Annotated in this window: 10 protein-coding genes and 1 pseudogene; 5 read left to right on the top strand and 6 right to left on the bottom strand. The window is 58.5% G+C overall.

Features of this window, described 5'->3' with window-relative positions:
* From FEM54_RS12680 to FEM54_RS12670, 3 genes and pseudogenes are all read right to left on the bottom strand, one after another.
* A pseudogene (locus tag FEM54_RS12680) lies at nucleotides 1–307 on the bottom strand (hypothetical protein); the annotation flags it as partial.
* Complete coding sequence (locus FEM54_RS12675; protein WP_138451175.1) at nucleotides 304–825, bottom strand: RNA polymerase sigma factor; 522 nt, start codon at nucleotides 823–825, stop codon at nucleotides 304–306. The pseudogene FEM54_RS12680 and the gene FEM54_RS12675, both read right to left, overlap by 4 nt.
* A gap of 105 nt (nucleotides 826–930) precedes the next feature.
* Nucleotides 931–2,553 (bottom strand): vWA domain-containing protein, encoded by a 1,623-nt coding sequence (locus tag FEM54_RS12670; RefSeq protein ID WP_138451174.1) that lies wholly within the window; start codon nucleotides 2,551–2,553, stop codon nucleotides 931–933.
* 516 nt (nucleotides 2,554–3,069) lie between these two features.
* Here FEM54_RS12670 and FEM54_RS12665 point away from each other — a divergent pair.
* The 3 genes from FEM54_RS12665 to FEM54_RS34925 all read left to right on the top strand — a co-directional run bounded on the left by FEM54_RS12665 (nucleotide 3,070) and on the right by FEM54_RS34925 (nucleotide 8,128).
* Entirely contained in the window at nucleotides 3,070–4,986 is a 1,917-nt protein-coding gene (locus FEM54_RS12665) for a M10 family metallopeptidase C-terminal domain-containing protein (protein WP_240792737.1), read from the top strand.
* Between the two features lie 101 nt (nucleotides 4,987–5,087).
* Entirely contained in the window at nucleotides 5,088–6,473 is a 1,386-nt protein-coding gene (locus FEM54_RS12660) for a M10 family metallopeptidase C-terminal domain-containing protein (protein ID WP_236447477.1), read from the top strand.
* A gap of 374 nt (nucleotides 6,474–6,847) precedes the next feature.
* Nucleotides 6,848–8,128, top strand: coding sequence for a M10 family metallopeptidase C-terminal domain-containing protein (locus FEM54_RS34925; RefSeq protein ID WP_276614518.1), 1,281 nt, complete (start codon nucleotides 6,848–6,850; stop codon nucleotides 8,126–8,128).
* A gap of 80 nt (nucleotides 8,129–8,208) precedes the next feature.
* Here the strand turns inward: FEM54_RS34925 and FEM54_RS12650 are convergent, their stop codons facing one another.
* From FEM54_RS12650 to FEM54_RS12640, 3 genes are read right to left on the bottom strand one after another with little or no spacing between them, the layout of a single operon-like run.
* Nucleotides 8,209–8,859 carry a DUF799 domain-containing protein gene (locus tag FEM54_RS12650; protein WP_017136674.1) on the bottom strand — a complete coding sequence of 217 codons (651 nt, stop codon included), beginning with the start codon at nucleotides 8,857–8,859 and terminating at the stop codon, nucleotides 8,209–8,211.
* Entirely contained in the window at nucleotides 8,856–9,218 is a 363-nt protein-coding gene (locus FEM54_RS12645) for a DUF4810 domain-containing protein (RefSeq protein ID WP_017136673.1), read from the bottom strand. Before FEM54_RS12645 ends, FEM54_RS12650 begins: the two co-directional genes overlap by 4 nt.
* A gap of 29 nt (nucleotides 9,219–9,247) precedes the next feature.
* Entirely contained in the window at nucleotides 9,248–9,928 is a 681-nt protein-coding gene (locus tag FEM54_RS12640) for a CsgG/HfaB family protein (protein ID WP_017136672.1), read from the bottom strand.
* A gap of 429 nt (nucleotides 9,929–10,357) precedes the next feature.
* Here FEM54_RS12640 and FEM54_RS12635 point away from each other — a divergent pair, with 429 nt between their 5' ends.
* Both FEM54_RS12635 and FEM54_RS12630 read left to right on the top strand, forming a co-directional pair.
* The gene (locus FEM54_RS12635; RefSeq protein ID WP_017136670.1) at nucleotides 10,358–10,969 is read left to right on the top strand and encodes a hypothetical protein; all 612 of its coding nucleotides are present in this window, start codon (nucleotides 10,358–10,360) and stop codon (nucleotides 10,967–10,969) included.
* Between the two features lie 16 nt (nucleotides 10,970–10,985).
* A complete protein-coding gene (locus FEM54_RS12630; protein ID WP_099549566.1) occupies nucleotides 10,986–11,573 on the top strand; it encodes a hypothetical protein in 588 nt (195 codons plus the stop codon).
* Nucleotides 11,574–11,691 lie beyond the last annotated feature (118 nt).

The following is an 11,691-nucleotide window of genomic DNA, read 5'->3' as shown; positions in this document are numbered from 1 at the left end:
GGGCATACATCTGTGGCGCCGGCGCCGCGGAAAACGTTGCGGTGGAGATCTCCGGCTGCGACACGGGCACGCGCATCACCACGCCGATCATCAGTGCTACACCGGCGACGGTGGCGAATGCCATTTGCCAGCGCGGTTGGCGGCAGGCTTGCAGCCAGCGTTGCCACAGGCTGGGTTGCGGCGCCGGGGCTTCGCGGCGGGCGGTGGCGAGGATGAAGGCGTCGAGGGACGCTGGCGGTTCGCCGGTGCTGTGTTGACGAAAATGCTGGATCAGCTCGTCGTCAGGTGTGTGTGGGGAGTGGTTCATACGAGTATCTCCTCGGCCAGCAGGCGGCGCAGTTTCTGCTGGGCGTAACGCAGGCGGCTTTTTACGGTTTCCAGCGGGGCGCCGGTGAGGGCGGCGATTTGCGGCACTTCGAGGTCGCCGTGCAGGCGTAGCAGGAAGACTTCGCGCTGGTCTTCGGGCAGGTCTTGCAAAGCGGCGTCGAGGCGCGCCTGGTCGCGGCTCAGGCTCAGTTGCTGCTCAGGGCCGGCGCTGTCGTCGGCCTGGGCGTGCAGTTGTTCGTCGTAGCTGTCGTGCAGCGGGTTGTGGATGCCGTGCTTGCGCCAGTGGTCGATCAGGCGGTTGCGGGCAATCTGGAACAGCCATGTACGAAAACTCGCCCGGCCCTGTGGCTGGGTGGTGCTGCGGATCAGGCTGAGCCAGGTTTCCTGGTACACCTCTTCGGCCAGTTCGGCCTTGTTGCTCAGTGACACCAAAAACCGGTAAAGGCCTTGGCGGTGCCGCGCGTACAACACTTCGAACGCTGTCGCTGGGTGAGTCATCGGGAACGGCCATGTAGGTAGCGAACTCCTTTTTATGGATCGATGCACATTGACTGTGGGAGCTGGCTTGCCAGCTCCCACTGTTGGTTGTTGCCATGTTCGGGATCAGTGTTTGAGGCTCTGCGCCATTTCCACCAGTTGCACGAACTCGTTGCGCAACCCGAACGGGTCATCGCCGCGAGCCGAGCGGGCCAGTGCGGCGGTGTCTTTTAAGCTCATGCTGCCAGTGTAGCGGCCATCGCCCTTGAGCTGTTGGGCGAAGGCGGCCACTGACGCCGCGAAGCGCAAGTCTTCGCTGGCCGGGTTGGTTTCGTTGCGGATGGGCCGTTCAATCAGTTGGCTGGCACCGCCCGCCGCCGGTTTGAAGCGCACCCGCAACATGGCCAGCTCAGCGGATGTGCTCTGAGCCACAGGTGCAGTGGCGTAACGCAACGGCTCCAACCAGCCCCTCTCGCCTTTGGGCACAATTTCGTACAGCGCGGTCACGGTGTGCCCGGCGCCAATTTCACCGGCGTCGACCTTGTCGTTGTTGAAATCCTCACGTTTGAGTGCACGGTTTTCATAACCCAACAAGCGGTATTCGCTGACCTGGGCGGGGTTGAATTCCACCTGCAACTTTACATCCCGCGCCACCACCGCCAGGGTCGAGCTGAGCTGGTCTACCAAGACTTTGCGGGCTTCGCGCAGGTTGTCGATGTAGGCGTAGTTGCCGTCGCCGGCGTCGGCCAGTTGCTCCATCAGGTGCTCGTTGTAGTTATCCACACCGAAACCCAGGGTGGTCAAGGACACGCCGCTTTTGCGCTGGTCGGCGGCCATCTGCTTGAGGCTGTCGAAGTCGCTGACGCCCACATTGAAGTCACCGTCGGTGGCCAGCAGGATGCGGTTGATGCCCTTCTCTATAAAGCCGGCACGGGCCATCTGGTAAGCCAGCTCGATGCCGGAGGCGCCTGCCGTTGAGCCGCCGGCGGTGAGTTGGTCGATGGCGTTGCGGATCTTGGTTTTGTCGCGCCCGCTGGTGGGTTCAAGCACCACACGCGACTCACCGGCGTAGACCACCAGCGACACACGGTCTTGATCACGCAGCTGGTCCACCAGCAATTTCAGCGTGCTTTTCACCAGCGGCAAGCCTTCACGGCGGTCCATGGAGCCCGACACATCCACCAGAAACACCAGGTTGGCCGGCGCAAGGTCTGCCACCGCACGGTCGGACGCTTTGATGCCGATGCGCAGCAATCGCGTGTGCGGGTTCCACGGTGTGGCGGCGACTTCGGTGGTCACGCCAAAGGGCGAGCCATCAGTGGGCAGCGTGTAGTCATAGGGGAAATAATTGAGCATTTCCTCGAGTCGAACGGCGCCGTCAGGTGGCAGCCGCCCTTGGTTGAGGAAACGTCTCACATTGGCGTAGCTGCCGGTGTCGACGTCGGCGCTGAAGGTCGAGACCGGGGTTTGTGCAACGCTGTAGACCGGGTTGTCGGGCAGGTTCTGGTAGCGTTCGTGAGGCTCGGCCCGATAGGCCAAAGCCGCGGCGTCGCGCATGGCCATTGGCGCGGCCATCAGCACAGGCATCGCTGCCTGCTTGCTCAAGGCACCCTCAGCCTGAGGCTCGGCGGGCGCGGGAGGCTTGGCCACCTCTCTGGACGATGAAAGCCCACAGCCGGCCAGCGAAGCCAGTACGGCAACCGCAACGCTGCAGACAAGGGGACGCAGCACTAAACGAGCATGTGACATGGCGCAGAACCTCAACAGTAAATAATCCGTTCATAGGCTCAGACGCAAAGCACTTCGGGTTCGGGTTAAATCCCGGAATTTACGCATACAACACGCTTACCCTACAGAGTACCAAGCCATCGGGCGTCAGCTGGAAGCATCGAGCCCTGTAGGTCACTCAACGATGCCGAGCCCGAAACAACTTACGATTACCGAGAAACTCCAGAATGCTCTTAACGAAAATACTCACACTGTAAGCAATTCTATATTTCCAGAAAAAACACGTTAAACACAAACGACATATCAGCTTTCAACAAGACGCGTAATGCTTGGGGAACCCGACTCTTTGACACGAAATTTAAAAACCGAATAAACATAAGAGCCGTTGCAAACCATGTCATACCGGCCTGTTGACACACACTAGAAATAAATACTCTATTGGAAATTAACTTATAGGGTGCGAAGGTATTTCCAGCACACGGACATGCACTTCCCTACACAAGGAATAGGCCAACAACAAGAACATGGATTACTCTTATGAGAATCGACTTGCGCCCGTCTGTTTTCCAGCAACCCAACTACAGCCAACATTTTCTGCGCCCGCTTATTCAGCCTTTTGCCCAACCCTATCTCAACCACCCGGTCTTCAGACCTTTCGTGCAGCCATTTCTCAAACACCCCTTCGTGCGTAAGTTCGTACAGCCCTCTATTCAGCCACCCACACGGCGGCCATTTAATCCAACCACAACAACCAACCCGACGACATTCGACACCGCCACCAAACGCTACTGGGACGGCAAAGATCCAACTCTGCGCGCCAACGACCCCTACGCGGCTAACCTCAATGTGCGCTCTTTCGATGAGCGCCAGGCAACCAACAATCTCACTCGGGGAAACCTTAAGTGGCATGACAAAAATGCCGACGGCAAGGTCTCTGTTTCCTACTCGTTCAACAGCGCCGCCTGGCAATTCGATGGTCGCCAGAGAGAAATGGCACGACGTGCCATGCAGTCATGGAGCGATGTGTCCAATCTCTCCTTTGAAGAGAATGGGCCACGCACAGAGGGCAAAATGTCATTTGGCATATCGAACGCCGTCGGCACCGCCGTAGGCTATTACCCAAGCAACCATTACCAAGGAGGCAACACCCTCTATAACCCCACCAGGGTCACGCGCCACGACTTGATTCATGAAACGGGTCACGCCCTGGGGTTGTCGCATACCGGCAACTACGATGGCGGCTATGACGAGAACCGAAGGAGTCACGTACAGGATTCCCAGGCTCATAGCGTCATGAGCTATTTCGGGGCGGCACTGAGCGGCAAAATCCATGGCGGCGCCCAACCAGCATCAGCCATGATGGATGATATTTCCGCCATCCAGGCGCTTTATGGCGTCAATCGTCAAATCCGTCAGGACAACACCACCTACGGGTTCAATTCCAACAGCCAGCGCGACTACTACACCCTCAACTCCAACCGGGACACTGCCGTGTTCTGCATATGGGACGGCGGTGGCAACGATACCCTGGACGTTTCCGGCTACCGTTCCAACCAGACCATTAATCTCAAGGCCGGCTCGTACTCCGATGTCGGCGGGCTCAGGGGCAATGTTTCCATCGCTCGCGGTGTGGTCATGGAAAACGCCATCGGCGGCTCAGGCGATGACGCGCTGATCGGCAACGATGCCGATAACCGGCTCACCGGCGGCGCGGGTGGCGACCGGCTGCGCGGAGGCGGCGGCGCGGATACGTTTGACTACAACAGTGCCAGTGACTCCACGCCCGACAACCCCGATACAATTATGGATTTTGTCAGCGGCACCGACAAAATCAATGTAGCCGTGGCCATGAAAAACGCCAATGTCGCCGCCCTGGCCTTCGTCAGCGAGATGACAGGCAAGGCAGGTGAGACGGTGCTCACCTACGATGAACAAAGCGGCAAGGGCAACGTGGCGATTGACCTGACGGGCGACGGCAAAGCCGACTTGCTGATCCGCACCTATGGACGCGTCACAGCAGAAGACATTGTCGCCTCAAAAAACACCCCATCCCACCATCAACCGCCTGACGCCCCAACCACTCGATCCGCAATCACGCCACCCCGCCAATCCCATCGTTCAGTCACACACACTTACGAAAAGGCCAGTGATTCGAGCTATCACAACGCCGACTTGATCGAAGACTTTGTCAGCGGCAAAGACAAGATCAACCTCACCGACCTGGTAAAGAACACCGGCACACCGCTGCGGCTTGTCGATGCCTATACAGGCCGCATTGGCGATACCGTGGTTAAGCTCAACTCACGCAGTGGTCGATACTTTGTGGGCGTGGACTTTACGGGTAATCGCCAGACCGACTTTCTGGTCAAAAGCACTCAACTAATAAAACCCGAGGACATTATGGGTTTGACTGCAAACTTCCAAAGCCAAGCCAGGGTAATTTCTCGCAGGTAGTCACCTCGAAGGTTTAACCCTATCAACCCCTGACACCATCGTGTTTTCCCATGAGCGTTAACGTTCACACCTCCGCTCGCCTATTAAAAGGATTCAAGTAGATGCTCTCTGTTGATAACAAGCCTTATACGGCGCTTGCATTATTTGAGCCTGCCCATCAACAACCGGGTGCTGTAAAAGACCAGCCATTGGCCTCCTACACCACCGACCGCGCCGCCAGGCACCTGCTGCGCACCAGCCGGGAAATGGGATTGAAGTGGCAAGACCACAACCGCGACGGCGTCATTGATATTGCCTACGAGTTCTTCACGCCGGATGAGCCACACCGGGTCAGTCATGTACCCAAGGGTGCCCATGAGTTAAATGAACAACAAAAGAAACGGGCGCTTATATCGATGCAAGCCTGGGCGGATGTCACCCGTATAAAGTTCTCACATAAAGGCGCGAGTACCGAGGGGCGGCTGACCCTGGGTCTTTACGAGGGTAACGAGGAATCCTATGCGACCCTGCCGTTTCCCAAGAGCTTCAAAAAAGGAGGCGAGGCATGGCTGGACTCAGGGCATGCACAACCAAGGACTGACCGTTACGACCAACATGTCATGGCTCACGAAATTGGGCATACCCTGGGCCTCGACCATACCGGTGACTATACCCAGCAACCCGCCACGCGCGACTACTTGGAGGACACTCAAGCCTACAGCGTGATGAGCTACAACCCCGAGATCAGAAGTGGTCAGAACTTCTCAAAAAACGCACAGTGGACCCATTACTCGGTGGCGCCCCTGATGCATGACATTGCAGCTATACAGGCCGCCTACGGCGCCAACTACCAGACCCGTCGCGGCGATACCGTTTACGGTTTCAACTCCAATACCGAGCGTGATTATTTCAGCCTGAAGTCCGCGCGGGACGCACCGGTTTTTTGCATATGGGATGGTGGTGGCAACGATACGTTGGACTGTTCCGGTTTCAATCAGAAACAAACCATCAACTTGAACGCCGAAGCCTTCTCTGATGTGGGCGGTATGAAAGGCAACGTTTCCATTGCCAAGGGCGTGACCGTGGAAAATGCCATTGGCGGCAGCCATGACGATACGTTGATCGGCAACAACGCCAACAACCGCCTCAAGGGCGGGGGCGGCGCAGACACGTTGAGGGGCGGCGGCGGCGCGGATGTTTTTGTCTACGACAACGCCAGCGATTCAACCGCTGCGGGTGCTGACCTGATCACCGATTTTGTCAGCGGCCGAGACAGGATCGACCTTACCGGGCTGAGCCAGAGCACCCGCACTCAGCTGCGACTGGTCCACACCTACTCCGGCCGCGCGGGCGACACGCTGGTGAGGTTCAACGCCTACAGTAATCGGTACTTTGTCGCCATTGACCTGACCGGAAACGGCCAGACGGACTTCCTGCTGAAAAGCACGCGGTTGATAAGGCCCCAGGATATCAGTGGGCTGATGACCTCACGGCCTATCTTCGGATAAACGCACTGTCGCACCAGGGTTCAAAGTCGTCCCTGAACACGTGTGAAAAACGGTCATTCGCGGTGGCCGTTTTGTCTGATGCAGGGCGAAAATTCAGCCCTGGACTGGGCATTGGCTTAACCCTGTGTAGGAACACTTTACCTGCAAGAAAAACGACTTACTCGGACACACATCGGGCTTTGGAAAGTGACGCCAACACTGGCAACTTCACACTTAGCAAAAGGGAACCTGCCTGCCTCACCAAGAAGGAAAAGTGCCAATACCCCGTGAGAATAACGACCTTGAGAATTAATCCTGTAACGCCGATGTACAAGCCTTATTCGAGCAGCGCTCAGTCAGCCCAAAGCCCTGCACACCGCCGCTGGGACGCCCCGGTGGCCCGTTCTCTCAGCGGCCATGGGGGCAACTATGACCCGACTCAACGCTCGGATGATCCCTACACAAGTAGAGCTGACAGGCCGTCATTTAATCAGCGTCAGGCCGTTGAGCAACTGACGGGGGGCAGGTTGAAATGGCAGGACCGAAACCAAAACAACAGGACCGAGATTTCCTACAACTTCACTTATGAACAGGGTCTTGGATTCAACGACTACGAGAAACAAGAAGCACGGCGCGCCATCCAGTCCTGGGGCGATGTGGCGAACCTGACGTTCACTGAAAACGGCGGCCCGGCAGAAGGACGGCTGGCCTTCCGTATTTCCAATAATGTGATAGTTGCAGACGGCTACTACCCCTATAGCAACGACAAAAACGGCATCGCTGGCGATACCCGCTATCAACCGGGCTTTGTGACACGCCCCACCGTAACCCACGAAATCGGTCACACGCTCGGCCTGAATCACCCCGGTACTTACAACGGCCAAAAAGACGACGCCAAACGGTTTTATGCCCAAGACTCTAAAGCCCATACCGTCATGAGCTATTACCCTGCCCAAAGCAGTGGCAAACACTTCGAGGGCAGGCCGCTGGCTCCCATGATGGATGACATCAGTGCTATCCAGCACCAGTACGGCGCCAACTATCAAACCCGCCGAGAAAACAACATCTACGGTTTCAACTCCAACACCGGCAGGGACCACTACTCCCTGAGAAGCCATCAGGACGCCGCTATTTTTTGCGTATGGGATGGCGCCGGCAATGACACGCTGGACTTCTCGGGTTACGGCAATAACCAAACGATCAATCTGAGAGATGGCTCGTTTTCCGACGTAGGTGGTTATCAGGGCAACGTCTCTATCGCCCGCAACTGCCTCATCGAAAACGCTATCGGTGGCTCAGGCCACGATGTGCTGATCGGCAACGCCGCCGATAACCGGCTCACCGGTGGGGCGGGTGCGGACCGCATGCGCGGCGGCGGCGGCGCCGACAGTTTCGTCTATAACCACGCCAGCGACTCCACGCCTGCAAACCCCGATGTCATCATGGATTTCACCAGCGGCACCGACAAGATTGACCTGCGCGGGCTGGAGCGAAGGTCCAACACGCGATTCAAGCCCGTCCAGGCGTTCAGCGGGCGTATCGGCGACGCGATCGTGGGCTTCAACCCGCAGACCCAGCGCCACTTCATCGCCATCGACTTGACCGGCAACCGCACAGCAGACTTCGTGGTGACCAGTACGCAAGTGATCAGGCCACCGGATGTGCTTGTAAACTGACGACAACGCGTGACACCCAACCCGCGAAGCCTTTGCAGACCCGAGCGGTCAGCAAAGGCTGTTCACGGTTGAACAGGCACTTAGTCGGTGCCGTATTTCGGGTTACGCGGGCCATACAAAATGCCGGTGCGCTGCCCGGCCGACAGCAGGCGGACACTGGCAATACCGGCAATCGGGTGCGCCGCATCGGTGGAGCTGTTGATCACCTGCTTAACCGCTGCCGAGACCAGCATGCCCACCAGGCCGCCGCCATTGTTGTTGCCTTCCTCGCTGGAAGCGCGTGCCGAGCCGGTCCACAACGTGGTGCCGGTGCGCAGGTCCACCAGCTTGGCCGAGGCCGTCACGGAGGTGTCGCTGGAGATCAGCATGTACTTGGTGCCGTAGTCGCTGATGGTGATGTACAGCGCCGCGTCCGCACCAAAAATGTCATGCAGCTTGCCCGGCGCCACGCCCTGGATATCGTTGGCGGTGGTCAGGCCGTTCTGGCGGAAAGTTTCGTCCACCAGGGCAATCGGCAACACGTAGTAACCGGCTTCGGCCAACGGGTAGGTGACCTGCGAAACCAGGCTGTAGGAGGCCTGCACTTCCGGCGACTCATTGATGGGTGGCAGTACCAGGATCGACTTCGGCCGAGCCTGTTTGAACGCTGTGTAATCAATGGTCTTGGGCGCCGCGCAGCCGCCGAGCAATGCCAGGGCCAGCAAGGCGCCGGTGAGTTTTAACAGGTTCATTTAGTGGCAACTCCAGCCTTGGCGTTTTTCAGCAAAAAGTCCATGTACGCAGCGGACTCAGGGAACAATGCCTTCTCGGTGCGGAACTCCTGCACCATCTGGTCATCCTTGCCCATGCTCAGGTACAGCATGCCCAGGTGCGCGTGGTAACCCGGCGGGGCCTTGCGGCCGCTGGCGTTGATCTTTTGCAGATCGCGTTCCAGGGCTTCCACCTGCGCTTCCTTGGGCTCGCCCTTGAAGTACTCGTAAACCTGCGGCTGGTAGCTTTCCCACTGATACAGGGGTTGGGGCGCCGTGTGGCACCCGGCGACCGTCGCGATTGCTGTCAGCATCAGCGCCAACTTAACTGCCTTGCTCATCCGTGTAGTGCTCCTTGGCGTTGTTGTTATTAGTTGCGCGGGTTCCAGGCGCCGGCGTTGATGCCGTCTACCAGGCGGTTGATCGCTTCGCGCATGGCCAGGTCCAGAACCTTGCCATTGAGCGTGGAGTCGTAGCTGGCAGTGCCGCCAAAACCGATGACTTCACGGTTGGAGAGCGCGTACTCACCGGCGCCCTGGGTGGAATACACCACTTCGGAGGTGCTGATGTTGACGATATTCAACGCGACTTTGGCGTAGGCCACTTGGGTTTTGCCACGGCCGAGAATGCCGAACAACTGGCGGTCGCCGGTCTCTTTGCGGCCGAACTCGGTCACGTCGCCCGTCACCACGTAGTCAGCACCTTTAAGCTTTTGCACGGTGCCTTTGATCGCGGCTTCCTGGGAGATTTCGCCCATGTTGTCGCGGTCCAGCACACTGAAGCGGTTGGTCTGCTGCAGGTGGGTGATCAGGATGGTCTTGGCCTGGCCGCCAAGGCGGTCAACGCCATCGGAGAAGATCCCGCGCATGTAGCTGGAGCGGTTATCGAACTTGCCTACGGCAATCGGTACACGTACGCCGGAATAGGCCACGCTGGCGCTGGCAACTTGCTCCACCGGCATCGCACGGTTGCTCTCGGTGGCGCAACCGGCCACGCTCAGCAGCGCTGCGGCGGTGAGGCCCGACAGCAGGATTTTGGACAGTGTTTTCACAGAGTGCTCCTAGAGGTGAAACCAGCGCAAAGGGCTGTTATGTAAGTTATCAACGAAGTCGCGGCAATCAGATTTTGCTGAAAACGCGCGCGCGTTTGCACGCAGCCTCAACATGGAAAGTGTCGAGCCCGCCAATAGCGATATCAGGAAGGGTGACTGCCTCGCAGCAGTGCGGTTGAAACGTGCGGCCCGCGGTGAGGCGGGTGGCCGGGAGAAAAGCAGAGAGGCGCATTGCTTGATTCATCCTTGAAAAATGCCTTGTATCCAGTGCGCGGCATTTTACGGGGTTGCCCTGTGTACTCAAGCGGTTTCGCTGCTGCGGGGGCGTTCGCCGCTCAACGGCATTCTGTTACGCTGCGCGCCCGCCTCAAGTTACACAGCCATCGGTCGAGACATTGGCTTGGCTTGTTCATTAAATAGGGATATTGCGTGTTGAAAACCCTCCTTGGGGCTGCGGCCCTGCTCGCGACGCTGTCGATGACCGGCTGCGTCTCTTACACCGTCACCGGCCCCATCGGCGCCCCGCTCCACCCGGCCCCCGTCAGCAGCCCGCGCAGTGCGCAAGTCGCTGATGTGACAGTGAGCGCCGCCGACGTCAACGACGCCAATAAAACTGCGATCAGCCGTTCGCTCACGGCCCAACTCAACCAGTACGTGCGCACGGCGGGTTACTTCAAGCAGGTCACTGAGTACCCGGTGCGCCTTGGCGAAAACGATGTCGCGCTGAAATTCAACATGACCTCCCTCAAAGGCCACCGTGGCGTTCACCCCGCCTACGTGCCTGGTGCCCTGCTGACGCTGACGATCTGGATCTGGGTCAACGGCCCGATTTTCGTCGACACCTTCGACGTGGCCGGCGACCTGGTGATTGTCGACCGCGACGGCAAGGAACTGGCGAGCGCCAAGCAAGAGGTCAAGTTTGAACGCAACGTGGGCCTCTACGGCCGCGAATACTGGGCCCCGACCATGGGCGCCAAACAGTTGAACGAACTGGTCGCGCAACTGCTCGATACCGCCACTGCCAAACTGGCCAAACCGTAATTTCAGGGAGCAACACATGAAAGGGTTGATCAAACACAGCCTGGTCCTCGCCGCCGTCTTGTTGACCGGTTGCGTGTCCTACTCGCAACACGAATTGCCGGCCGTGCAAACCTGGCCGCCGACCGCCAGCACACCGGCACAGAAACCCACCGCCTACGTGCGCACCACGGCGCTGAGCCAAGTCAACGGCGGCCCCGGCAATACCACGGCCGGCGCACCGGCGGCGCTGTGGGAAAAAACCGTGGCCGATGGGTTCCGCCAGTCCAACCGCTTTGCACGGGTGAGCACCGACAAGGTCGACTCGGACATCTACGCCGACGCCACGCTGTACAACAACGAACAATTCAGCATGGCCTCGGCGATTATTACCGGCGTCACGTTCTTCATCATCCCGTCCACGGCGAAGAACACCTTCACCCTGGAAACCGTGTTCAAGGACAAGGACGGCAAAGAACTGGGCCGGGTCAAGAAAAGCGAATCGGTGCGCACGTGGATGCACTTGGTGCTGATCGTAGGCATTCCGTTCCAGGCCAATACCGGAGAAGTGGTTGAAGCACTGACCCGCAGCACGCTGGATGAGGCTGTGCAGCGCAAGTTGTTCTGACAAACACAACACCAAATGTGGGAGCGGGCTTGCCCGCGATAGCAGTGTGTCAGTCACTGGATTTATTCACTGACCCACCGCCATCGCGGGCAAGCCCGCTCCCACAGGGGTTTGGTGG

It is taken from the genome of Pseudomonas edaphica, assembly GCF_005863185.1.
Lineage (GTDB): Bacteria > Pseudomonadota > Gammaproteobacteria > Pseudomonadales > Pseudomonadaceae > Aquipseudomonas > Aquipseudomonas edaphica.
Note: the sequence above shows the minus strand (reverse complement) of the source record. Positions and strands in the feature narration are given on the sequence as shown.